Consider the following 24,331-nt stretch of genomic DNA (forward strand, 5'->3'; position numbering starts at 1 on the left):
ACTTCAACTGGATAACTCACTCTTGTCCCCATAGAAAAAACACCTCCATGTTTTATTTCGGATCACAACGGTCCGTTTTCAAACTTGAAGGTGTTTTTTATTTGTCTCATCTTAGGGGGTCAGTCCCATCTGGCAGAGCCCTTTTCTTTATTTTTTTGCTTCAAATCGTTCCACAAATGTCGCTAATGATCTGACCATCACGCCTGTTGCCCCTGTTGGTCCAAAGCATGAAGGTTTTTCAGTTGTCGCTGTTCCTGCAATATCTAAGTGGACCCATGGGGTGCCCTCAGCGAATTCACCAATAAAAGCACCCGCCATGATCGCATGACCATCACGACCTGGTGAGTTATTGAGGTCAGCCATTTTGCTGTTTCGTACTCGTTTTTTATCTTTTTCTGTGATTGGCAGCTGCCAAATCATTTCACCGCATTCTTCTGAAGCCTCTTTAAACTGAGCATACAGTTCATCATTATTGGTCATAACACCTGTTGTCTCATTCCCAAGCGCCACAATGACCCCGCCTGTTAATGTCGCAACGTCCACAAGGACAGAGGCACCATGCTGCTTCGCATACGTCACCCCATCTGCTAACACGAGGCGGCCTTCTGCATCCGTGTTGAGCACTTCGATTGTTTTACCACTCAGTGACACAATCACATCATCCGGCTTTATTGCATCTGCCGAAATCATATTATCTGTTGAGGCAATGACAGCAATCACATTTTGTTCCGGGCGAAGTTCACCAATAATTTCCATCGCTCCTAAAACAGAAGCCGAGCCTCCCATATCGGTTTTCATGCCAATCATACTCGCTCTTGGCTTTAATGAATATCCACCTGTATCATACGTGATGCCTTTACCGACGAAGCCGATGACATCTGTCCATTCTTCTTTGCCTTGATATTTCAACACAATAAGTTTTGGTGGTTCTGTTGAGCCTCTATTGACGGCCAAAATACCGCCCATCCCGAGATCTTCCATTTGTTCTTTATCTAAAATTTCAATCTCAAATTCGTATTTATACGCAAGCTCTGCAGCATAGGAAGCAAGATCAGAGGATGTCAGCATGTTCGGCGGCATATTCACAAGTGTGCGAGCCGAATTGACTGATTGCCCGTAGACTTCGCCTACTTTCAGACTAGCCTGAATTTCAGCTGTATCATGTTCTGTCGTTGCATATACAAATTCGATAAAACGATCTGGTTCATTGGTTTTATGTTTAAAATCTTGTAATTCATATGTAGCTAAGAGGCAGCTTTCAGAAAGGGCATGTGCTGCATCATGGACAGGCATATCCCTTCCTACAAACGTATCAAGCAAGACCGAAACCGCTTGCTTTTTATCTTGATGGAGCTTTTTAAATAAATGCGCAAAGACTTCTTTTGCTTCTTCAAACGTGTAATCTGATTCCTTCCCAAGTCCGACAAAATAAATGCGTTTGATGCCTGTTTCAGGGGAAGGGAAAAATGTCAAAAGCTGATTTCTTTTTGATGAAATATCGCCTTCTTTTAATAATTCGGTGATTCTTCCTTCAAGTAATTCATCCATTTCTTTTGCTTTTCCTGATAATTGGCTCTTTTGAAAAAGTCCGATGGCCAGTGTATCTTTATGTTGCAACTCATTTGTCGAGAAAAACATATTTATCACACGCTCCTTCAATGAACTCCATTTTTCACATTGGAACTTCTATTATATCAAAATTTGCGTGCCTATACGATCATTGCCAGTCTGTCTTCACTTGATGAACATTTATAATTTTACACACGGAAGGGCATCATGAAAAAGCGACGAGGATTCATAGCAGTCTGTCCATGTCCTCCACGTTCTACATCTACTTTCTTTAATGTTATAATGAACATGGATTTGGCAACCATTTTTACTGCAATCATTTTTTTATCTTACTAGGATAAACAGTCAATCATTTCGCACGATATTTTTTCTTACAGAGAGGATGTTTCTTTTTCATGAGCGTACTGACGAATTTTCCGCTACTTGCCAGCCTTGCAGCCATCTTTTTTGCGCAATTTGTAAAAGTTCCCATTCAATTTATCGTTTCTAGACGACTAGATTGGTCGCTCATTACAAGCACTGGCGGAATGCCAAGTTCACACTCGGCAGCAGTAACAGCACTCTCAACAGCAGTGGCTTTAGAGCACGGGCTAGGTACATCGACTTTTGCCATTTCTGCCATCTTTGCCATTATTACGATGTTTGATGCGACAGGTGTTCGCAGACAGGCAGGAGAACAGGCTACTGTTCTCAACAAGCTGGTGACAGATTTTAACCGATTTGTTGCCGAAGCAAAGAATTTCCCGAATGCAGGAGAAAAAGAGAAGCAAAAGAAATTGAAAGAGCTTCTAGGCCATAAGCCGATTGAAGTCTTCTTCGGCGGCTTAACAGGGATTTTGCTGACACTCATCTTAGATTATTACTTCATGTAGAAGCGAAAAAGCTTTGGACCTTTTGAGATCCAAAGCTTTTTTATTCTTTATTCGCTTGAAACTGCTGACGAAAAACTTGCATGGATTCTGCTTCATTTAGCTGATTTAAGTCCTTTTCCGTTAACGTCCCTTCTCCCTTTTTAATAATATAGACATCGAGCACTTTTTTACCCCATTCTCTATACACATCATCAACGGTTTCATAATATAAATCAAGCTTATGTCCTTTAATGGCTTTCCCAGTATCTGCGACCACTCCGTAGCCGTAGTTTGGGATAAACAGCACGGTGCCAATTGGAAAGACAGAAGGGTCCGCTGCCACTGTTGAATATAAATCACGTTTCACTTTGACTCCTGAATATGTAATGCCATATGCATGATGTTCCTTTGTCTTGCCTGTTGATTCCACACCTGCTGTATAGCCTGTGGCGACAACCTTTTGCTTCGGATAATCATTCCAATTAAACGCTTCTTCAAGGGAAACAGATCGCAAGTCATCGCTTTTGACCGCCATCGTCTGTCTCTTTTGATTATGAAAAAAAGAAGACACTTGCTTCCCAGCATCGATCTCTTTTACCCATGCAACTAGATCACTTGGTTCTACTCCAGATATGCCCGTAAAACTTGTCATCAATGCAAGTATAAAAAGGGCAGTCATGAATAATCGTTTCATCCATGTTTTCATCTCTATTTGTCACTCCTCTACCCATCTATTTGTTTCCAAACAAAATGGAAACTATGCAAAGGAGAAACAAAAAAACCCACTTGCTGGACAACAAGTGAGTTAAAACATTTGATAGCCTCTTTTTCGAAGTGCATTGATGACAAATCCTGATGCAATCGCACCAATCAGACCGCTCAATAAAATAATGATATCTGCCGCAGCAAGTGATACAATGCGGTCTCCTATTCCTGAAAAGGCGGTGTCTGGCTCTCTTACATAGGTCACCATCTTTTGATTATTGATAATGAAAAGGCATACAATTGGATATAAAATTGCCATAATCCATGACATTCTTAGCAGCATATTCAGCAAAAATCCAATGCCGAAGAATAACACGAAAAATAAAATAACTGAAATGATAACGACTGGTAAACTGATCACTTCATCTTCACCCCCAAATATCCCATCATTAGTTTAACTTGGAAATAGAGATGAAGTCAATCAATGGAAAAAACAGTTGGATTAATGCTTCTTTCCTGTCCCTTTACATTCCTCACATGTTTCTGATCCGCCGAGCAATAGCTGAAAATACCCTTTCCCTGAACAATATTGACAAGTTGAATTTTTTTCTTTTGTTTGTGTATTTATATTGCTCGCTCCTTTAATCTAAATTTTCTGATAATTTATCATAACACATTTTTCTGTCCAGTACCAAGTGAGAAAATATTCCCTATTTCATAAAAAAAACGTGTATCACGAGGATACACGTTTTCGTCTATTGATGTTTAGAAGAGTTTGAACTTTCCTTTTTTCAGAACAAGTCCTGGTCCGCCAACCATGAATAAAGAACGGTTGTCGATGATTTTCTTCATTGCAGAAGCTTTTGTACCTTGGAGTTTTTTACCAAACGCAACACCTACACCGTCGTGTTCACCAAGAGAAGCAACTGTTCCTTTGATGTCTGGCATAAAGCTTTCAAGTGTACCACCTTTCACAAGCGCTGTAAGGTTTTTCGCCACTGTTTCACCTTGTTGCATCGCAATTTGTGCTGTTGGTGGGTATGGACGGTTGATTTCTTCATTGATAATTAATGAACAGTCACCAATGATGAATACATCGTCGTTCTCAGGTACACGAAGATCCGGAGACACTTTTACGCGGCCGCGCATGTTTTCAAATCCAGCTTCTTCAACGATTGGGTTGCCGCGTACACCTGCAGCCCAAACAACAGTTGCTGCTTTGATTTCTTCTGTATCATCGTCTTTCCCAACAATGATGCCTTCAGGCGTACATTCTTTGATCGCTGTACCGATTTTGAACTCAACACCTTTACCTTGAAGGTAGTTCATCGCATAGTCGATCAATTCAGGATCAAATCCAGGAAGAGCTGTTGGCGCAGCTTCTACACAGATAATACGCACTTCTTTTTGATCAATATCATACTCTTTACAAAGCTCAGGCACACGGTTTCCAAGCTCACCAAGGAACTCAATACCTGTGAAGCCCGCACCGCCGACAACGATTGTCAAACGCTCTAGACGCTTTTCAGCTTCAGTATTATATGTCGCAAATTGAAGCTCAATGTGCTCACGAAGCTGACGAGCAGAGTTGATGTTAGAGATTGAAAAGGCATATTCTTTAAGTCCTGCAATACCAAATGTTTCAGGAACAGCACCAAGCGCTACAACAAGGTAGTCATAAGAAAGTTCGCCATCTGATGTCAAAACTTTCTTCGCTTCCTTATCAATGCTCTCAACTGTTGCTTGGACAAAGTTGACTCGGGAACTGTTAATTACATCTTTAATTTGATAACGACAGCGATCATGATGAAGTGTACCTGCACTTGCTTCATGTAGCCATGTTGTTTCGTAATGATAATTATGCTTGTTCACAAGAGTAATGTCTACATCATTTGTGCCAAGCTGTTTTGTTAATCGTGTTACTGTCATTAATCCGCCATAACCTGCACCTAATACAACGATTTTCGGTTTATTCACTGGAATCACATCCACCTTTTTTAAATTTGCTGTAAAACGGATAAAGAATTACATATCATTATTCTCAACCGCTTTCCGGCATTTTATGAAATTGAAACAAAAAATAAGTATGTGAAAATCTGAACTTTCACCTACAAAAAACGAAAGCATTTGACCGTATCCGACAAAAATTCATAAAAAATTAATATTTAGTTCCCTTAACAATAATAGCGAGTTCTGCTTCTTTTTTCAAGGCTTTAAACTGAAAATCCTTATGATAAACGATCTTTCTCACTTTTTTTATTTGTCAAAGCACCTGCATCAAAAAACGACAAGTTTTTCAAAACAAGTCAAACAACGATATGTGGTATGATATGATATAGTGATAACAATTTTCATTTGGGAGGATTAAGGAATGCAAGAAGATTCTAAGGTATATGACATTACCGTTATCGGGGGCGGCCCAGTTGGATTGTTTACTGCGTTTTACGGAGGCATGAGACAGGCGAGTGTGAAAATCATTGAAAGCCTTCCTCAGCTCGGCGGTCAACTATCCGCTCTTTACCCTGAAAAATACATTTATGATGTGGCTGGTTTCCCAAAAATCCGCGCACAAGAATTAGTTGATAATTTAAAGGAACAAATGGATAAATTTGATCAAACCATTTGCTTAGAGCAAGCTGTAGAAACGGTTGAAAAACAGGCAGATGGTATTTTTAAACTCGTCACAAATCAAGAAGTTCATTATTCTAAAACGATCATCATTACAGCTGGTAACGGTGCATTCCAACCGAGAAAGCTTGAACTAAATGCAGCAGAATCATTTGAAGGAACGAACCTTCATTACTTCATCAATGACTTGAACCAATTTGCTGGCAGACGTGTCGCTGTTCTAGGTGGTGGAGACTCTGCGGTGGACTGGGCACTCATGCTTGAACCAATCGCAAAAGAAATATCGATAATTCACCGCCGTGATAAATTCCGTGCACATGAGCACAGTGTAGAAAACTTGCACAACTCGAAAGTCAATGTACTGACACCATTTGTGCCAACTGAGCTTATTGGCGAAGACCGCATTGAACAAATTGTGCTTGAAGAAGTCAAAGGCGATAAAAAGCAAGTGCTTGATGTGGACGATGTGATCGTCAACTTCGGTTTTGTTTCCTCCCTTGGACCAATCAAACAATGGGGCCTTGACATCGAAAAGAACTCTATCGTGGTTAAATCCACAATGGAAACAAATATCGAAGGTTTCTATGCGGCAGGAGACATCTGTACATATGAAGGGAAAGTCAAATTGATTGCAAGCGGATTTGGTGAAGCACCAACTGCTGTGAACAACGCAAAAGCGTACATGGACCCGAAAGCCCGTGTACAGCCTCTTCACTCCACAAGCTTATTTGAAAACAAATAAGGACGGATGAAAAAAAGGGGTTCCACCCACGGAACTCCTTTTTCGTTTATTGAAAAACCCCAATATAGGCATTCGCCATTCCAAGTACCATTGCAGCAAGCAGCACCACAACAATCCCTGCCACAACCAAAATTACCCGATCCTTCACACGTTCCTTTTTCGGAAGCGGCTTGTCTATCCCGCAAGCTGGACACGTTTTTGAACGATACGGAATGAGTTCATGACAGTTTCTGCAATTGATTTGTTCACTCAATCCTCAGCAACCTCTTTCCTGAATACAGTTTCTGTTTGGTTATCATGATACTCTTTTCGTGTGGAAATAGCCAGTTGTGAGGACAAGCTGTAACAAAATTAACGATTTATATCTCTTTATGAATGTCACAGAAGAACTACTGATTCTTACAGGATAAACATATACACAAGACTTCAAAAAACCGTGAAATGGTAATTTGATCCTATACACATTTCGAACAACAGATAGGGTCATGAACTTTTTATTGACCCTAACGTAACGTCATACTTTATAGTAGGTACTATAAGGAGATGTGCTTGACATGAAAGTAAAAGAAGTCGCTGAATTGTTTGATATTAGTATTCGTACACTTCATCATTACGACCAAATTGGTTTGTTGACACCAAAAGAAGTCACTGATTCTCGTTATCGGCTCTATTCAGAAGAAAACCTTGAAACATTACAGCAGATATTATTTTTCAGAGAACTTGGATTTACCTTGAAGGAAATCAAAAAAATGATGGATAGCCCTTCCTTTGACAGGAAGGAAGCATTTACCTTACAACGAAAAATGTTGATAGAGAAACGAAATAAACTCGATAAAATGATTGAACATATCGATAAAACATTAAAACATATATCGGGAGAAATTCACCTGACAAATAAAGAGAGGTTCGAGGGAATGAACATGAAACTCAATCAATATGAAGAAGAAGCTCGTTGTCGTTGGGGGAATCACTCCATTGATGACATGAACTTAAAATTAAGTCGATTGTCCAATGAGGAACAACGTGATGTATCTGCGAGATGGGATAGGATCTTTCATCACTTAGCGTCCCTACGCAATCTCCCTACGCAATCCAAAGAAGTACAATCCGCCATCAAAGAATGGTATGACTTTTTAAACGAAAACTTTAGTCATTACTCTCTTGATGCATTTTGTGGATTAGGTCAACTCTATATGCAAGATGAACGTTTTACAAAATATATAGATCGATATGGTAAAAGCTTGGCATCATTCATGTGTGAAGCGATGAAAGTTTTTACTAATCATCATAAAAGAGGTCATAACGATGAAAATCATCATTGAGGATACAATTGAACAATATAAAAAGTTATTTTCGCTGAAAGAAAATAAAGAACATTTTTTTCGGTACACCATGATGAAACCTTTTGAAAAGATGTGGAATATGATAAATGTCCCGTTAAAAGCTAAACAGCCTAATGGCTATGATGTCTTAATGGCGACCAATATGCTTGGCTATCTTGATGTATTAGATACAAAAAATAGGAGACAGGCATTAGACAGTTTAGAAGAAATTCAAGCTCTTCAAACCGTTAATCATACTTTGAACAATTGTATGGATTATATAAAAAAACACAACCTTCATATAAATACTGATGAATTGAGATTTGGCCTATATATAGCTGATCCGAAAAAGCTTGAACGACAAAAAGGATATTGTGGCTTTGGAGGCATTCCAGGCTTTATCCAAGTATCAATTTATCCAAGCCCTTATAATATCCCAAGAATTCCTACCGTCATTGCACATGAATTCCATCATAATATCCGTTTTTCATATTTTGATTGGGATCATGGAAACGTAACAGTTGGGGATTACATAGTGATAGAGGGCTTAGCTGAATCATTTGCAAAAGAACTTTATGGGGAACAACTTTTAGGACCTTGGGTTACTTCTTTTGATAAACAGGACTTAGACTATTCAAAAGAAGTGATAAAAGACGCTTTACATACGAAAGGATTCGCTGAGGTCAGCAGTTATATGTTTGGTGATCTCATTGCCAAAGAACAAGGGTATCAACCTGTCGGATTATCACCCTTTGCAGGTTATGCAGTAGGCTATCAGCTGTACAATCTTTCATGAAGAACAATCATGTAGGGATTAAAGAAGCTACCTTACTTGGTACAGATGAAATACTAAGAAATTGCGAACTATTTTCTAATTAAGTAACTTTACCAGAGGTTTTTTTTCATTATGATGCCCGTTCAACAGTTGCTTTTTCGTAAATCATCATAAAAAAGCCTAATGTGATATATTTTACACACATCTCACCTAACGAGTTTGTTTCATAATCTAGTTGAGTTTTGGCATCTTTAAAGAATAGCAAAAAACCTCCTCGATTTAATGATCTATTTGAGGAGGTCTTAAATATGGACTTACAAAATTAATCGATACTAAACCCTTAACACTCCTCAGGCGTACCGGTATTCGTGGCTGTTCTAAAAGAAGAGCCGCATCCGCATGAGGCGATGGCGTTTGGATTGTCGATGGTGAAACCCCCCCCCATTAGTGATTGTTTGAAATCAATGATGGTTCCGTTCATGATATCAAGGCTTTCGGAGTCGACAAGGACCTGTATGCCGTGCTGTTCAAACTGTGTGTCTTTCTCCGCTACTTCATGGTCAAAGCCCATGCCGTATGAAAGACCGCTGCAACCGCCACCTTTTACTCCCACTCGAAGGAACGCATTTTCTTCTTCATGCTCTTTCATCATATCTTTAATCTGCAACGCAGCAGCTTCTGTAATTGTGACTGGTGTACTCATGATCATCCCTCCTTTTGACTGGATGTTTCTTTTCAATTATAAACATGATGATGCCTTTTCTCAAATAAATGGTTTAGAGGTAAAACTTGCCGTCACAAATCGTTTCAGCAGGTCCTGTCATTAGCACATGGTCATTGTCCTTCCAGCGAATGATAAGATCTCCACCTGCTAGGTGAACCGTCATGTCCGTTTCCTTTTTCCCATGTCCATTCACAATCGTTGATACGGCCGCAGCGCAAGCACCCGTTCCACAGGCTTGGGTAATCCCTGATCCTCTTTCCCACACACGGAAATGCAGCTCCGTTTCACTGACGAGTTCAACAAATTCCACATTGACCCCTTCTGGGAACATCTCGTGCTTTTCGATGATCGGTCCAAGTGAATCGAGCGGGGCCTTTTCAATGTCCTCTAAATAGAAAACGATGTGCGGGTTACCCATTGAAACAGCCGTCCCATTCAAACTAGCAGTGCCAAAGTCAAGCACCTCATTGATCGTTGTGCTGCCTTGCTCGCCCAGCATCGGCATCGCTTCTTTTTCAAAACGAGGTGTCCCCATATCCACTGTGACTAAATGAACCTGATTATTCTGTACATGGACAGTTGCTTTGACGAGTCCTGATAATGTCTCAATCTGAAACGTCGTGTCTGTCACCATCTGATGCTCATACACATATTTTGCGACGCAGCGTAGCCCGTTACCGCAATTTTTCCCCTCTGATCCATCATTGTTGAAGATGCGCATTTTCACAGGTGCAACATCTGATGGGCAGATGAGGATCATTCCATCAGAACCAATTCCTGTGTAAACAGAAGAAACGCGGATGGCTATTTCTGATAGCTTCTCTTCTGGAAGCTGTTCCTTCATCTGATTGACGTATATATAATTATTTCCTAGTCCGTGCATTTTCGTAAATTGAAATGATGTCATGAGCGTCCTCCAAAAATGTTGTTTCTTTATAGTATAAAAGGAGTCGATTCAGGAGACAATCTTATCATCCCCCGTTTTTCATACATAAAAGCTCTTTGCTGCCATGGCAAAGGGCTTTTATTATGCATATGCCTCTTTTTCTCTTGTGTGATGCTTCATGTTGATGATATTTTATTAGCATAACATATTGGAGGCGCTTTCTATACATTCTCCTCCTTAAAAATGGAAGATGGAAGTGTGAAAAAATGCACCTCATGACCCATGTGGTGCATTTAAAACATGTCATTTTCCTCTATAAAAGCATAAATTCGCTCGACTAGCTGCTCTGCATTTTCTCCTGAAACAAATTCTCCATTCACAAGCGCAAATGGGGAGTCCATACATTTGCCACAGTAGCTTAAACAGCCGTATTCCATTACATCTAGGTTTGGGTCTTTTTCAAGCTTCTCTTTTGCTTCTTGAGACCCTTGTGCAAGATTACTTACACAAAATTCAATCAGTGGAAACACTGTGCTTCACCTCACATTGCCTTACCATCCTACCGAAATTCCTTTTATTAGTCAAAACATGAGCTTCCCCTAAAGCGTTACGCCTATTCCTCTAAAATGTTTTACTATTTAGGACGAATGAATGAATATGTAGGTTATTTTGAAACAATTATTGAGGTTTCAAAGTAAATTCGATATAATTTTATTTGGCATTTTAACTTAAAATTTTTTAGTGCAAGTGTTTTTCAATGTCTAGGGGGAAAAGGAGAATCGTCATGAAAAATTTAGTCTTGATCGGCGGAGGTTACGGAAATATGCGGGTTCTCCACCGCTTATTGCCAAATCAATTACCTGATGATGTTACTATCACATTAATTGATCGAAATCCTTACCACTGTTTAAAAACAGAATATTATGCACTTGCTGCTGGAACGATCTCTGATCATCACATTCGAGTATCCTTTCCAGAGCATCCGAAGCTGGATATTCAATATGGGGAAGTAGAAAAAATTGATATTGAAAACAAACAGATCTTATTCAGCGACCGTGAACCTACTCCATATGACGACACGGTCATCGGATTAGGATGTGAGGACAAGTACCACAATGTCCCTGGTGCAAAAGAACATACATACAGCATTCAAACCATTGATCAATCAAGGCTTGCATACAACAAATTAAACAATTTAAGCGCAGGCGCAACGGTTGGCATTGTCGGTGCTGGACTGAGCGGGGTAGAGCTAGCCAGTGAACTGCGAGAAAGCCGAGCTGATTTAAACATTATTCTTTTTGACCGCGGAGAACTGATTCTATCAAGCTTCCCAAAAAGATTAAGTTTATATGTGCAGAAATGGTTTGAAGAAAACGAAGTGAAAATCATTAACTGCGCCAATATTACGAAGGTTGAAGAAGGTGTGGTTTACAACCATGACGATGAGATTGAAGCAGATGTCATTGTGTGGACAGCAGGAATTCAGCCAAGTAAAGTAGTACGAGAGATGGAGGTTGAAAAAGACGTTCAAGGCCGCGTCGTCTTAACTCCTCATCATAATCTCCCTGGAGATGAGCATGTATATGTCGTTGGTGATTGCGCAAGTCTACCGCATGCTCCAAGTGCACAGCTTGCCGAGGCACAGGCAGAGCAAATTGTCCAATCTCTACAAAAACGCTGGAAAAACGAGCCGCTTCCTGAGGCTTACCCGCAGTTTAAGCTAAAAGGTGTATTAGGTTCTTTAGGAAAAAAAGCTGGTTTTGGCTTAGTTGCGGATCGTCCACTAGTAGGCCGTGTTCCAAGACTCTTAAAATCTGGACTTTTATGGATGTACAAGCATCACAATGGCTAAAATCATGTGAATTTTTTCTCAAAGCTTCTTCCTGACGAAGGAGCTTTTTCTTATGAAACGGCATGTGCCGATGAATTGGACAATTTGATAGGAGCAAGGGCAAGAATGCAGCCTTTACGAAATGTTCGTTTTGTTTTGTTCGATTAACAATACGCTTGTATAGCTATTCCGTTTGACGGTGTATAATGATTTTTCGCTTTGTGCACTCTCCGTTTTTCTTCATATAAATCATGTCAATTGGTATTTGCTGATGAAGAGATTGTATCAGTAAATAATTCATGATGCCCACTCTCCTTTCATTTCATCACAATCAAACAAACGTTCCTTTTGATATAAAAAGGAACAGCTTATTCACTGTTCTCAGTGTACCCGTATTTCTCCATTTCTTGATAAATGTCTTTTAATTTGGGATTGCCTTCTCCAACAATTTGATCCTCGACTAGGACAAGCGGATAGAAGAATTCATCATCAAGAATTCGTTCAGACAATTCTTTTTGGCGTTCGTTTTCTGGCGGGTGCTCGATATCAATATATGTGATGCGAAACAGCTGATTCGGATATTTTCGTTTTAATGCTGCATCTAACCACTCAAATGTATCTTTTGAAGAAGGCAGATTCACGCAGCTAGCGCACAGTACATCTCTTCCATATACATAAAGATCAACGGTTTGGTTCATTTGAAAGCCCCCTTTCTTTCTTTATTTTAGCTGAATTTTCTGTATGAAAAAAGTCAAATTCACTTTTTGTTTCAAGATGAGATTGTGCTATAATGAGAAGGAAACTTTGAAACCAATCAATAGATTTTTATTGTCCAGATGAATATAATGGTGATATGTTGTGAAAGGAGCGATTATATCTAATGACTGAAGTCGAAATGAAAGACCAAGTACAAGAAGTACTGGACAAACTTCGTCCATTTCTATTACGTGATGGTGGAGACTGTGAGCTTGTAGACATTGAAGATGGCATTGTCAAATTACGTCTTCTTGGTGCATGCGGCAGCTGTCCAAGTTCAACCATTACACTGAAAGCCGGTATTGAGCGAGCATTATTAGAAGAAGTGCCTGGCGTTGTAGAAGTTGAACAGGTTTTCTAATTCATATATGACATGAAAACGACCCGATTTGGGTCGTTTTGTCATGATTGACAAAGGGCTAAAATGATTTTGATTTTATCCCTTTGTCTTCTTTTCAGCATGATATGAAGTCTAGGAAGGCCAAGTACTGGCGCGGGGCGAATTTCATATTCGTGAGCACCAGCACGCAGGACTGACAACGAGGGTTTGTCTTCATGCTGAGCGACCCAATTTGGGTCATTTTTTTATTAGGATAACTTGTCTCTAAACCATTCTTGAATAAAGGTCAGTCTTTGAATACGCTGCGCCGGGTGACCGCTTCTGGATAATTCATGAGACGCCTTCGGAAATTTGACCAATCTTGTGTCTTTCCCAAGCTCCTTCAATGCCACAAAAAGCTGTTCTCCTTGATCGACTGGGCATCGATAATCTTCGTCACTGTGCAGGATGAGGAGCGGCGTGTTCACTTGTTTCACATACTTTAACGGCGAACGATCCCATAGCTTATCGATCGAATCATAAATGTCCCCATCAATCTGCCACCTTGTAAAGAAATAGCCGATATCACTAATGCCATAAAAGCTAATCCAGTTCGAGATGGACCGCTGTGTGACGGCTGCACGAAAGCGGTCTGTCTTTCCGACAATCCAGTTGGTCATAAAACCGCCATAGCTGCCTCCTGTCACCCCGAGCCTCGTATCATCAAGGAAATCATAGGCTTCCAGCACGTGATCAACAGCGAGCATGACATCCTCATAATCAACGTCACCATAGCTGCCTCTCACACGATCCGTAAACATCTGTCCGTAGCCGTGACTGCCATGAGGATTGACGTACACAATGGCATAGCCTTCAGCAGCGAGCATTTGGAATTCATGAAAATACGTGTGACCATACATCACATGCGGCCCGCCATGAATTTCTAAAATGAGCGGATATGTCTTTCCCTCTTCCATCTGACAAGGCTTCATGAACCAGCCATGTACATCGTCGCCCTCTTTCGATTGAAAAGAAAATGTTTCAGGTTCGGATACGACATGCTCTTTTAGAAAGGCATCATGCTCGAAGGTGATTTGGTTTAGTGATAATTCACCTAAAGTCAGCTCATACAACTCACTCGGTGAGACGGGTGACAGCCGGCTGATCAGCATTTTTGTTTCATCTGGATGAAGGCTGAAGTTTGTAATGTGTTCTGCCTCTAGTCGAACTGGATAGGCTAAGCCTTCAATGGAGAAATAATAAACCCCTGTTCTTCCTTGATCAGAAACAAGCGCATAAAACCCCTGACTGTCCTTTGTCCATTGTGGAAGCTGATTGGCTTCACCCATGACACTATCTCCAGCCATACAGCTGCCCACATACATATCGAGCATTTCTGACAGTTGAATGGTCTTTTCTTCCTTCAGGTCATACAGCCATAATGACGGAAAGGTTGCATTTTGAAATTCACCCTCATGTCCAATGTACAAAAGGCTTTCTCCATTTGGAGAAAAAGATACGGTGGAGTAGGCACCGGTCGATTGTGTGATTTTGCTAGATGTACCGTCCTCTAATGAAAGGAGACATACATCACTTATGTAAGGCGTCTGCGTATTTGATTGAATATAGGCGAGCCACTTCCCGCAAGGAGAGACAACATGATTCATATGATGATGCTGCTCGTTGGTGACAGTCTCTATCTCTCCTGAACGTACATCTACTTGTACAATTTGCGTCAGACGTCCATCTAAAAAGCCTCTTCCATCTGCTTTATAGGTCAAATCATCATATACTGCCGGAGCAAACTCATCTGGCTCCTCCTTTTTTTCATCATTAACAGATTCTGTTTGTTTTAACGATACAGCCGCGTAAATAAAAGCTCCATCAGGCGAAAATACAGGATGAGATACCCCGTATGGAATATTCGTTAAAGTACGCACGCCGCCTCCTTGGCTGTTGATGAGTGCGAGCTGAGGGACTTCTTTTGGCTTCTGAAAAATAAAGGCAAGCTGCTTACCGTCTTTTGACCAAGCTGGCTGATGATGCTTTCCATCCTCAAATGTCCATTGAGACAGCTCCTCTGTTTCTTCATTTCGAACCCATAAATGGATATTGTAATCATTCTTTTTCTCATTCACCGTTACCTTTGTAAAGAAAGCCCTTTTCCCATCTGGCGAATAGACCGGATGAGTCACAGAAACAATTTTCGTTACGTCTTCTGCTGTCATCAATTTCTTCATCAATTTATCTCCCCCTTTTATGTCATAAAAAATAGTTCGACCCTCTAAATAATAATCCCTGCTTCTGTCCTTCAATACAAGAATAAAAAAGAACGTGCATATTCACCACACGTTCTACACTTGATTCATAGGATGATGTTCTACGACGACACCTTCTACCGGCACCGTCAGCAAATCTACTTCACAATGCGGGAAATTTTGGGCAAGCTGCTCTTTCAGCACTTCTCCCTTTCCTTTTTCAACTAATGTGAGGATCGTCGGCCCAGCACCGCTTAACGCGGTTCCATATGCTCCTTTTAGCGAAGCGATGTGCTTCACCTTTGACAGCTCTGGAACAAGCATGGTGCGATAAGGCTGATGAAACAAATCTTTATTCATCATTTCACCGACAAGCGGCCAGTTCTGCGTCATTAAGGCGGCGACAAGGACGTTACTCACAGCACTCGCACTAACCGCCTGTTTATAAGAAAAATCCTCTGGCAGGACATCACGGGCATCCTTTGTCAAAACCTTGTAAAAAGGAATCACGACAACAACGTCTACATCCACATGCTGCACTTTTACGGCATGTGTCTTGTCTTCTTCATGAAGGCCAATGAGTAAACCACCAAATAAAGAGGCACCTGCATTATCTGGATGACCTTCTACCTCACTTGCAAAAAAGAGCTTCTGATCATCGGTCATATTTAATTCAAGCAGCTGATTGGCAAGCTCAATGGCGGCCACGATGGCGGCAGCACTACTACCTAGCCCACGTGCCAATGAAATATCACTCCACACTTTGACATGAACAGGCGGGAGTGTTTTTCCAAAGTCATCTGCGACCTTTTTGGCTGTTTGATAAATCAGGTTATCAGTGCCTGATGGAATACCAGACACGACATCTGTTTCTGCTTCAAAGAGCCATCTATCATGGTCATAGACCGATAGCTTTAAATAGCGGCTGAGCGCCATTCCAACTGAATCAAAGCCTGGTCCTAAATTGGCAGTGCTTCCCGGTACTGTGATTGAAAAAAGCATGGAGGCTTCACTCATACGCGTGCGGCCTTTTCTAAGTGTTCAAGAATTTGATCTTCATCTGCATCGAGTGTAACCGGCTTGATTTGTGAAATATCAATCGCCGTATTCGGATCTTTCAATCCGTTTCCTGTTAATACAGCAACGACTTTACTGCCTGGCTTGATTTCTCCAGATTTCACTTGCTTTAGTACACCCGCAATAGACGCACATGAGCCCGGCTCTGCAAACACACCTTCTTCACGTGCGATCAATTGATACGCATGAAGAATTTCCTCATCTGTGACTTCATCAATTTTTCCGTTTGATTCATCCGCCGCGGCCACAGCTTGCTTCCAGCTTGCTGGATTCCCGATACGAATCGCCGTTGCCACTGTTTCTGGCTGTTCAATCACTTCATTTCGTACGATGGCTGCTGCACCTTCTGCTTCAAAACCGCGCAAAACAGGCAGTCCAGTTCCTTTTTGCTCATGATATTCTTTGAATCCTTTCCAGTAGGCTGTGATATTCCCTGCATTTCCAACAGGAATAGCCAGTACGTCTGGCGCAGAGCCTAGCTGCTCACAGATTTCAAATGCCGCTGTCTTTTGTCCTTCAATTCGGTAAGGGTTGACGGAATTGACGAGTGCAATCGGCGCTTTTTCACAGATGCTGCGGACTATTTTAAGTGCATCATCAAAGTTGCCGTCAATGGCAATGATTTCTGCTCCGTACATAACCGCCTGTGCGAGCTTACCGAAGGCAATTTTTCCATCTGGAATGATGACAATACATTTCATATCCGCGCGAGCTGCATAAGCCGCTGCCGCTGCAGAGGTATTTCCTGTCGAAGCACACATGATCGTATCATTGCCTTCTTCTTTTGCCTTTGCGACTGCCATGACCATTCCTCGATCCTTGAAAGAGCCCGTTGGATTGACCCCTTCTGTCTTCACATGCAGCTCAATCCCCAGCTTTTCAGAAAGCTTTTCAAGGTGAATCAGCGGTGTATTCCCTTCATTTAATGTTAGTTTTGGTGTTTTTTCGTTTACTGGTAAGAATTCTTGAAATTCTTCAATGAGTCCATTCCACTTCATCAGCTTAAACCGTTCCCTTCTACTCGGTACGTGCTCTTCACTTGAACCACCACGTCGAGATCGTTTAATTTTTGCAGGATATTCGAGAAATCTTCTTCTGACGTCTGATGTGTAATAATCACAATTTCAGCAAGCTCATCATGCCCTTTCACTGGCAGTTGAAGGATCTTTTCAAAGCTGATGCCTCTTTCAGAAAAAATAGACGTAATGCGGGAAAACGCCCCAACTTGATCTCTGACATGAATTCTTAAGAATTGTTGAGCAAAGACTTCCGATGATGATTTGATCTTCTTCTCAAATTGTGGTGCAATAAATCCGCTTCCGTTCACGCCAAGACGCATGTTTTTCATCACAGCGACTAAGTCCGAAACAACAGCTGTTGCGGTTGGCAGGCTTCCTGCTCCAGGTCCATAAAACATCGTTTCTCCCACAGCACTACCGTAGACATACACAGCATTGAATTCATTGTTGACTGATGACAGTGGGTGATGATCAGGCAATAGGGTTGGTTGTACACTGACCTCTACTTTCTCTCCGTCTCTTTGGGCAATACCGATCAGCTTCATTGTATAGCCAAATCGTTTGCTGAAATCAATATCCTCATCAGTTATTTCAGAGATGCCTTTGACCTTCACGTCCTCTAAATCAACATTCATTGAAAAGCCGAGCCTTGCAAGAATCGCCATCTTTCTTGCGGCATCCAGTCCTTCTACATCAGCCGTCGGGTCTGCTTCTGCAAAGCCGAGATCTTGCGCTTCTTTTAATACATCCTCATATGCGCTTTTATCGACATTCATTTTTGTTAAAATAAAATTGGTTGTGCCGTTCACGATGCCCATCATCTTTGTGATTCGATCAGAGGCTAATCCTTCTTCTAAGGTACGTAGAATCGGAATTCCTCCAGCGACACTTGCTTCATAATAAAGATCACAGCCATTTTCTTTCGCTACATGTAAAAGCTCCGTTCCGTAAAGCGCCATTAAATCTTTATTGGCTGTAATCACATGCTTCTTCTCATTTAACGCATCTATTAAATATTGTTTTGTATCTTCAATGCCGCCCATCACTTCAATAATGACGTCGACCTCTGGTTCTCTAATCACATCGTATACTTCAGTTGTGAAGACCTCTCTTGCCACATCCACATCTCTTTTTTTATCGGGATTGCTAACAAGCACTTTTTTTATTAATACCGGACAGCCTATCTGGTGCATTAATTTATCCTGATGATCTTGGATAATTTTTACGACACCGCTCCCCACTGTTCCTAACCCTAGTAGTCCAACTCGAATTGCCTTCACCTGAAATTCCACCTTTCTCTGTAAATGTCCTCTCTAAAAAGACATTTGTTAACACAACACAGACATTCAATGTACACACATTATAAAGGGCTATCCTCATTTTGACAAGGTAATAAAATACGAGAATGTGAGAATGAAACCGCTTAACAGCTATTTATATCAAGATTCTATATTTTCAAAATATTTTCGTGAGCAAAGCTCCCGAAAGTCGGGAAGCCAAACATTATGGCTGAACCGGTGTTTTGGCTTGCTTATCATGTAAGACAAGCGCGATATTTTCAGCACATAAATGCATCATCGTTTTTCTTGTCTCGATACTTGCACTTCCGATATGAGGAAGAACCGTGATGTTGTGTAGTGTCGTTAATGGATGAGTAGGTCTGACAGGTTCCTGACTAAATACGTCCAGTCCTGCTCCTGCAATTTTCCCTGTCTTGACAGCCTCATATAAAGCCTTCTCATCCACGGTCTGGCCTCTGGATACATTGATAAAATATGCCGTGTTCTTCATCTGATCAAATGCTTTCTCATTAAACATTTGTTTTGTCTCTGGTGTTAAAGGGGTCAGACACACAATGAAATCAGACTGTATGAGCAGTTCATTAAAGGTGGTATATGTCACACCTAGTTGCTCTTCGACCTCCGGCTTTCTTGAACGGTTATGGTAAAGCACCTTCATATCAAAGCCCGTTGCCCGCTTGGCAAGTGTTGTTCCAATTCTGCCCATTCCGACAATCCCAAGGGTTTTGTGATGAACATCGGCACCGGCAAGAAGAAGCGGCCCCCAGCCTGTCCACTTTCCTTCCTTAATCCAGTCACTCGCCTCCACAATCCGTCTAGCTGATGCCATCAAAAGTGCAAAGGCTAAGTCAGCCGTGGATTCTGTTAATACGTCCGGTGTATTACATACTATGACACCGTGCTTTTTAGCTTCCTTAAGGTCAATGTTGTCATAGCCAACAGCAAGATTTGCGACCACTTTTAAGTTCGGTGCATTTGATAAAAGTGCCTCATCCACTTGATCCGACAGCATCGTAAGGAGCCCATCCGCCTTGGCAGATTGTTTTACTAATGTTTCTCGTGGACATGGCTCATCCTCGCTCGTCCACATCTCGATATGAGCAACTTCTTTTAATGGTGTGAGTGATGTTTCATCTAGCTTTCTTGTGATATAAACATAAGGTTTCGACAAGAAAAACACTCCTTTGATTGATTTCTTTAAGCATAACGAAAAACGCCTCAAGAGAAAAGAGACGTTTCGTCTGTTCACTGAAACTTCAAATCAGCGGATTGATGAATCCATCCAACAGGAGGGATGAGATTCCCACCGCTTCGCATGGCACTCATTTCTTGAAAGACCTTGAGAAAATATTCATAGCGGTTGGCATCATTTAATACATAATCTAACCGCTCTTCATAATAAGATTTTTCATTTTCTCCTGACATGTAATAGCCTTCAACGATTTCAAAATAATGAAGCGGAAACAGAAGACGGCTGTATAACAGTCGCTTTGAAAATGATGAAAGAGGGGTGACCTGCTCATATTGCTGCAAAAAGGAAAATCCCTCTTCAATTAAATCCTCTTTATGCTGTACAAAGGTTTCTCTCAAATATTCTGCGATATCTCTTGTTGGATGGTCAAATACCCAATCAACAGGTAAACGAAGCGGCTGCTCATGCGGCCATGTCATACGTGAAAAGCGCTGATGACAAACAGTACCCGAGTCACATTCTTTCGGTTCATCATCAAGCTCTGTATCCACTAAATATTGAATGGCATTTTCCGTTAATCCAAGATAATACGGAAAGGATTCAATAAATTTCTTCTCAAATGGTTCAAGTGGTTTTTGGTGCATTTGCTGCATCCAAAAGCCTTCAAGCTGATCTAACCGTTTTGCCCACAATTCCTTCCAGGCTCCCACACGTTTTGTTTCAGATACCTCATAGGGAAATCCTCTTCCCCTAACATGAAAGGCCGCCAGCTCTGATGCAGGCTCAAATGAGCGGCTTGTGATCGGTGGCGCTGCCTTTAATAAAGCGTACAACTCTTTCCCATGAGTGAAGGTGGGCTTCTCTTCATTCGTTAATTCAAACACAGCGACGTATGGGTCACCGTCATTCAGTAAATACTGACTGATATGATAAAGCTCTGTGAGTTCTTCTTCTCGCAAATGAGACACAGGAACAATCAGGAAAAGAGCATTCGCCGTTTGAAAGCTCTGATAATTGCCATATGGCATTAATTGACGAACATCAATTCCAAATGTGTGATAAATGGTTTCTTTCATGTTTTCACCTGCGTTCATATGATCAGTCTCTTATCATATCGTAGTCGCAGGTTGAGGGATTTATGAATACTATTTACTATGCGAAGCTTTTTTACACATTGTGGACAAATTACGAGGATTGGGTGAGGAATACATGCCACATCATCATGAGATGAACGAAGTAGAAAAAATAGCAAGACGCCGTTTACAAGAGCGAGGGGTAACCATTCAAGATATAGCAGACCTTGTCTTCTTTTTACAGAAAAAATATCATCCTGGTTTAGACATGAAAGAGTGTATCCACAATGTGGAGCGTGTCATCGCAAAGCGTGAAGTCCAAAATGCGATTTTAACAGGCATTGAACTCGATGTCCTAACCGAACAAAAGAAACTGACCGAGCCGCTGCAATCGATTCTTGAAACAGACGAAAGCCTTTATGGCGTCGATGAAATTTTGTCTTTTGCCATCGTCAATATTTATGGTTCCATCGGCTTTACGAATTATGGATATATCGATAAAGAAAAACCAGGGATTCTTGGGAGACTGGACGATAAATCTAAAGGCGAGTGCCACACCTTTTTAGATGACATTATCGGCGCCATTGCAGCGGCAGCCTCAAGCCGGCTGGCACATAGTTCGAGAAATGCGGAATAACACAAAAAAGAGGACGCACGTGTAACACTTGTCCTCTTTTTTACGATCATCCCTCGATCCACTCAGATAATGAATTAATGACATAAGTTGGCTGCTTTTCATACTGCTGAAGCAGCTCTTTTGTGGTCACCCCTGTATGAACGAGCAATGTATCCATTCCTGCATTCATGCCTGCCATAATATCTGTATCATAGTTATCACCGACCATAAGCGTCTCAGACACATCTGTCCCGAGCACCCGCATGGCTTGTTCCATAATGATAGACTCTGGCTTTCCGATAAACGTTGGCTGAACCGTTGTGGTGACGGTCAATACAGACGTTAACGAACCGTTTCCTGGTAAAAGTCCTCTTTCTGTCGGAATGGCAATATCTCCATTAGTCGAGACAAATTGAGCACCTCGACGGATGGCAATCGCCCCTACCGCTAATTTTTCATATGTAATGTCTCGATCAATTCCGACAACGACGAAATCAGCATCTTCCTGTCCAAAGGTCAGTCCTTTTTCTTCAATGGCATGCCTGATTCCCTCTTCTCCTATGACGTAAATAGACGCATCTTTCTTTTGTTCCGCAATATAATTTGCCGTTGCCATACTTGTTGTAAAAACTTGTTCTTCCGTTGCTGAAATATCGAAAGACAAAAGTTTTTCTGCTACCTGCTTCGGGGTGCGCGAAGAGTTATTCGTGACAAACAAATAAGGGATGTTCAACTCATTTAACTTGTGAACAAATTGACCCGCCTCTTCGATCTTTTCTGTTCCTTTATACATCGTCCCATCTAAATCAATTAAATAGCCTTTGTATTTCATGATGCTCACAACTCCAATGGTTTATTTAAACGCTGATACTGGTCCAAGCTCCTGCTCCAAGTAGGTACGGATACGGTTCGGAAATACTTGAAGCGCCTGTTCTACCTCGCTGATTACCTGCAATAAGTCGTGATGAACTACTTCCTGATAGTGCTGAACTAGCGTTTTACGCAAAGAAACAAGCTTTTTCAGCATACTACCTTCCTCTTTTGGTACGACCTTTTCGTCGACAAGAATGTCCATGATATCATCATAGCTTCCTGGATCACGCATAATAAAGCCATCAATCATATCATTCCCCGTATCAAGAATACATTCTATGAGCAGGTGAACGATTCGTTCCAGCGCTTTTTTCTCTAATGGACTTATCCATATTTGACGACTACGCATCAAATTATATTGTTCCTCGAAAAAACGTAACGTCTTTTCAATCTTCTTTCTGTCTACGAAATACATTATGACGCTCCCCTTTGCGTTATTTTCTGATTCGTTTTAAGACAAAATAGGCACAGCCAAAATTACAGTATTCATAAATGTATTCATCGAGTGTGCTGATTTTTGTATCGAATGTGGCCTTTTGGTTTTGGTCATCAAAAAACCCCTTCAGCCGAAGCTGATTGTAGCCCCAATCCCCCACGATATAATCATACTTATTTAAAATATCTGAGTACCTTGCTTTAAACGCTTCCTCATTAAAACCGTCTTTGATATCTCTCACAAGATCAAAGGTAGCATTCTGAATGACGATCATCTTCTCACCTCTTTTTAAACGATCCATCTTTAATGATAATCCATTGGAAGAACTCCATCAATTGCTAAAGCATGTTTTTTCCGTTTTAGCCGAAGCTAAAGATAAAAGGAGGTCACATTTATGATGAAACAACTGACAGCCAGTATTCTCCTATGCATGCTTTTAGGCGGATGCGGCTTTCAATCAGGCATGAATAGGCAAATGGATGAAGATTCTTCAAGTAAAACCATCCGGCTGTCTGATCGTCATGAAGGAAATAATTCCAACATGCCGGAAGCAGACACTAACAAAGTAGGGTATGTGCGTTATGAGCGTCAGCAAATAACGGATCAGAAAGAAAAAACACCTGCTTTAAATCGTGAGCACCTTGCTCACATCATTACAAGTTTAGCCGTGCAGCTACCAAACATAAAAGATGCAGCCACACTTGTCACAGATGAGGAGGCACTCATTGTGTATAGAACAGGAAACAAAAACCGAGATGAATCAGCCGATCAAGTGAAAAAAACAGCGGTTTCTGTTCTCCCTCGTTATTATCATGTGTACGTCTCTGATAATCCAGAGCACTTTCAATCCATTGCCAATTTTTCACGTCTTCAAACCAACTCACGTGATTTTGATCATATTTTAACAAAAACAATTCAACAAATGAAATATTCACCCCAGGGTGGGGATATTTCGAAAAAAGAAGATGCAAATGGCATGAAAAATTCCGATCGCACATGAAACGCACCTTACGGCCAAAATGAACACTAGAAAAAACGCCAGAGACCTCTGACGGGGACTGACCCCCTAAGATGAGACAAATAAAAAACACCTTCAAGTTTGAAAACGGACCGTTGTGATCCGAAATAAAACATGGAGGTGTTTTTTCTATGGGGACAAGAGTGAGTTATCCAGTTGAAGTCAAACAGAAGGCTGTAGAAATGAGATTGGCAGGTGTACCTATGAAAGAGATCATGCAGGAATTGAATATCAAGAATAAGACGCAGGTTCAGACATGGGTGAGGTGGCATAAGGCTGGGGATACACACAGGTTCGAACAGCCTGTTGGAAAACAATATATCTATGGAAAGGGTCCCGAGTACTCTTCCGAATTAGAGA

The 24,331-nt window shown here is 41.2% G+C and carries 27 protein-coding genes and 2 pseudogenes; 9 read left to right on the forward strand and 20 right to left on the reverse strand.

Annotated features, from left to right (window positions below; all coding sequences use genetic code 11):
- Nucleotides 1-147: 147 nt before the first annotated feature.
- Nucleotides 148-1,638 (reverse strand): leucyl aminopeptidase, encoded by a 1,491-nt coding sequence (locus WAX46_RS12370; protein ID WP_226569277.1) that lies wholly within the window; start codon nt 1,636-1,638, stop codon nt 148-150.
- A 326-nt stretch (nt 1,639-1,964) separates the two neighbouring features.
- On the opposite strand from WAX46_RS12370, the gene WAX46_RS12375 reads away from it, so the two are divergent.
- Nucleotides 1,965-2,441 carry a divergent PAP2 family protein gene (locus WAX46_RS12375; protein ID WP_226569275.1) on the forward strand — a complete coding sequence of 159 codons (477 nt, stop codon included), beginning with the start codon at nt 1,965-1,967 and terminating at the stop codon, nt 2,439-2,441.
- A 40-nt stretch (nt 2,442-2,481) separates the two neighbouring features.
- Here the strand turns inward: WAX46_RS12375 and WAX46_RS12380 are convergent, their stop codons facing one another.
- The 4 genes from WAX46_RS12380 to WAX46_RS12395 form a co-directional block, all read right to left on the reverse strand.
- Entirely contained in the window at nt 2,482-3,126 is a 645-nt protein-coding gene (locus tag WAX46_RS12380; RefSeq protein WP_226569273.1) for a 3D domain-containing protein, read from the reverse strand.
- 99 nt (nt 3,127-3,225) lie between these two features.
- Complete coding sequence (locus tag WAX46_RS12385) at nt 3,226-3,546, reverse strand: YuiB family protein (protein WP_226569272.1); 321 nt, start codon at nt 3,544-3,546, stop codon at nt 3,226-3,228.
- An 81-nt stretch (nt 3,547-3,627) separates the two neighbouring features.
- Nucleotides 3,628-3,753, reverse strand: coding sequence for a YuiA family protein (locus WAX46_RS12390; protein WP_226569284.1), 126 nt, complete (start codon nt 3,751-3,753; stop codon nt 3,628-3,630).
- Nucleotides 3,754-3,890: 137 nt separating this feature from the next.
- Nucleotides 3,891-5,108 (reverse strand): NAD(P)/FAD-dependent oxidoreductase, encoded by a 1,218-nt coding sequence (locus WAX46_RS12395; RefSeq protein WP_226569282.1) that lies wholly within the window; start codon nt 5,106-5,108, stop codon nt 3,891-3,893.
- A 388-nt stretch (nt 5,109-5,496) separates the two neighbouring features.
- On the opposite strand from WAX46_RS12395, the gene yumC reads away from it, so the two are divergent.
- Nucleotides 5,497-6,495 carry a ferredoxin--NADP reductase 2 gene (yumC, locus tag WAX46_RS12400; protein ID WP_226569270.1) on the forward strand — a complete coding sequence of 333 codons (999 nt, stop codon included), beginning with the start codon at nt 5,497-5,499 and terminating at the stop codon, nt 6,493-6,495.
- Nucleotides 6,496-6,541: 46 nt separating this feature from the next.
- On the opposite strand, the gene WAX46_RS12405 is transcribed toward yumC, so the two are convergent.
- A complete protein-coding gene (locus tag WAX46_RS12405; RefSeq protein WP_226569268.1) occupies nt 6,542-6,748 on the reverse strand; it encodes a hypothetical protein in 207 nt (68 codons plus the stop codon).
- 301 nt (nt 6,749-7,049) lie between these two features.
- On the opposite strand from WAX46_RS12405, the gene WAX46_RS12410 reads away from it, so the two are divergent.
- Nucleotides 7,050-7,817, forward strand: a complete 768-nt coding sequence (locus tag WAX46_RS12410) for a MerR family transcriptional regulator (RefSeq protein ID WP_336494121.1) — start codon at nt 7,050-7,052, stop codon at nt 7,815-7,817.
- Nucleotides 7,801-8,696 (forward strand): annotated as a pseudogene (locus WAX46_RS12415) (DUF2268 domain-containing protein). The gene WAX46_RS12410 and the pseudogene WAX46_RS12415 overlap by 17 nt, the downstream one beginning before the upstream one ends.
- A 26-nt stretch (nt 8,697-8,722) precedes the next feature.
- On the opposite strand, the gene WAX46_RS12420 reads toward WAX46_RS12415, so the two are convergent.
- From WAX46_RS12420 to WAX46_RS12435, 4 genes are all read right to left on the reverse strand, one after another.
- The gene (locus WAX46_RS12420; protein WP_264188758.1) at nt 8,723-8,857 is read right to left on the reverse strand and encodes a hypothetical protein; all 135 of its coding nucleotides are present in this window, start codon (nt 8,855-8,857) and stop codon (nt 8,723-8,725) included.
- A gap of 75 nt (nt 8,858-8,932) precedes the next feature.
- Nucleotides 8,933-9,295 carry an iron-sulfur cluster insertion protein ErpA gene (erpA, locus tag WAX46_RS12425; RefSeq protein ID WP_336494122.1) on the reverse strand — a complete coding sequence of 121 codons (363 nt, stop codon included), beginning with the start codon at nt 9,293-9,295 and terminating at the stop codon, nt 8,933-8,935.
- Nucleotides 9,296-9,368: 73 nt separating this feature from the next.
- A complete protein-coding gene (dapF, locus tag WAX46_RS12430) occupies nt 9,369-10,223 on the reverse strand; it encodes a diaminopimelate epimerase (RefSeq protein WP_336494123.1) in 855 nt (284 codons plus the stop codon).
- Nucleotides 10,224-10,495: 272 nt separating this feature from the next.
- Entirely contained in the window at nt 10,496-10,732 is a 237-nt protein-coding gene (locus WAX46_RS12435) for a YuzB family protein (RefSeq protein ID WP_008346813.1), read from the reverse strand.
- 254 nt (nt 10,733-10,986) lie between these two features.
- Between WAX46_RS12435 and WAX46_RS12440 the strand changes: the two genes are divergently transcribed.
- Nucleotides 10,987-12,054, forward strand: coding sequence for an NAD(P)/FAD-dependent oxidoreductase (locus tag WAX46_RS12440; protein ID WP_336494124.1), 1,068 nt, complete (start codon nt 10,987-10,989; stop codon nt 12,052-12,054).
- Nucleotides 12,055-12,401: 347 nt separating this feature from the next.
- On the opposite strand, the gene WAX46_RS12445 is transcribed toward WAX46_RS12440, so the two are convergent.
- Nucleotides 12,402-12,731 (reverse strand): YuzD family protein, encoded by a 330-nt coding sequence (locus WAX46_RS12445; protein ID WP_226569255.1) that lies wholly within the window; start codon nt 12,729-12,731, stop codon nt 12,402-12,404.
- A 119-nt stretch (nt 12,732-12,850) separates the two neighbouring features.
- On the opposite strand from WAX46_RS12445, the pseudogene WAX46_RS12450 reads away from it, so the two are divergent.
- Nucleotides 12,851-13,150: pseudogene (locus tag WAX46_RS12450) on the forward strand (NifU family protein).
- A 227-nt stretch (nt 13,151-13,377) separates the two neighbouring features.
- Here WAX46_RS12450 and WAX46_RS12455 read toward each other — a convergent pair.
- From WAX46_RS12455 to yutH, 6 genes are all read right to left on the reverse strand, one after another.
- The gene (locus WAX46_RS12455; protein ID WP_336494125.1) at nt 13,378-15,348 is read right to left on the reverse strand and encodes a S9 family peptidase; all 1,971 of its coding nucleotides are present in this window, start codon (nt 15,346-15,348) and stop codon (nt 13,378-13,380) included.
- Nucleotides 15,349-15,462: 114 nt separating this feature from the next.
- Complete coding sequence (gene thrB / locus WAX46_RS12460) at nt 15,463-16,383, reverse strand: homoserine kinase (RefSeq protein WP_226569251.1); 921 nt, start codon at nt 16,381-16,383, stop codon at nt 15,463-15,465.
- A complete protein-coding gene (gene thrC, locus WAX46_RS12465) occupies nt 16,380-17,441 on the reverse strand; it encodes a threonine synthase (RefSeq protein ID WP_226569248.1) in 1,062 nt (353 codons plus the stop codon). The genes thrB and thrC overlap by 4 nt, the downstream gene beginning before the upstream one ends.
- Complete coding sequence (locus WAX46_RS12470; RefSeq protein ID WP_226569246.1) at nt 17,441-18,742, reverse strand: homoserine dehydrogenase; 1,302 nt, start codon at nt 18,740-18,742, stop codon at nt 17,441-17,443. Before WAX46_RS12470 ends, thrC begins: the two co-directional genes overlap by 1 nt.
- Nucleotides 18,743-18,965: 223 nt before the next feature.
- Entirely contained in the window at nt 18,966-19,934 is a 969-nt protein-coding gene (locus WAX46_RS12475; RefSeq protein ID WP_226569244.1) for a 2-hydroxyacid dehydrogenase, read from the reverse strand.
- Between the two features lie 74 nt (nt 19,935-20,008).
- Nucleotides 20,009-21,049, reverse strand: coding sequence for a spore coat putative kinase YutH (gene yutH / locus WAX46_RS12480; RefSeq protein WP_226569242.1), 1,041 nt, complete (start codon nt 21,047-21,049; stop codon nt 20,009-20,011).
- Nucleotides 21,050-21,164: 115 nt separating this feature from the next.
- Here yutH and WAX46_RS12485 point away from each other — a divergent pair, with 115 nt between their 5' ends.
- Nucleotides 21,165-21,665 (forward strand): phosphatidylglycerophosphatase A family protein, encoded by a 501-nt coding sequence (locus tag WAX46_RS12485; protein WP_226569240.1) that lies wholly within the window; start codon nt 21,165-21,167, stop codon nt 21,663-21,665.
- Nucleotides 21,666-21,711: 46 nt separating this feature from the next.
- On the opposite strand, the gene WAX46_RS12490 is transcribed toward WAX46_RS12485, so the two are convergent.
- The 3 genes from WAX46_RS12490 to WAX46_RS12500 are packed head-to-tail and all read right to left on the reverse strand — an operon-like array spanning nt 21,712 to nt 23,227.
- Nucleotides 21,712-22,479 carry a TIGR01457 family HAD-type hydrolase gene (locus WAX46_RS12490; RefSeq protein WP_226569279.1) on the reverse strand — a complete coding sequence of 256 codons (768 nt, stop codon included), beginning with the start codon at nt 22,477-22,479 and terminating at the stop codon, nt 21,712-21,714.
- A gap of 18 nt (nt 22,480-22,497) precedes the next feature.
- Nucleotides 22,498-22,932, reverse strand: coding sequence for a DUF86 domain-containing protein (locus WAX46_RS12495; protein WP_336494126.1), 435 nt, complete (start codon nt 22,930-22,932; stop codon nt 22,498-22,500).
- A 19-nt stretch (nt 22,933-22,951) separates the two neighbouring features.
- On the reverse strand, nt 22,952-23,227 hold the full coding sequence (locus WAX46_RS12500; protein WP_039181199.1) for a YutD family protein: 276 nt from the start codon (nt 23,225-23,227) through the stop codon (nt 22,952-22,954).
- 120 nt (nt 23,228-23,347) lie between these two features.
- On the opposite strand from WAX46_RS12500, the gene WAX46_RS12505 reads away from it, so the two are divergent.
- A complete protein-coding gene (locus tag WAX46_RS12505; RefSeq protein WP_226569235.1) occupies nt 23,348-23,953 on the forward strand; it encodes a YhcN/YlaJ family sporulation lipoprotein in 606 nt (201 codons plus the stop codon).
- A gap of 149 nt (nt 23,954-24,102) precedes the next feature.
- A partial coding sequence (locus WAX46_RS12510; protein WP_336493650.1) for a helix-turn-helix domain-containing protein occupies nt 24,103-24,331 on the forward strand: 229 nt, incomplete at its 3' end.

The sequence above is a fragment of the Bacillus sp. FJAT-53060 genome, from assembly GCF_037104745.1.
Lineage (GTDB): Bacteria > Bacillota > Bacilli > Bacillales > Bacillaceae > Bacillus > Bacillus stratosphericus_B.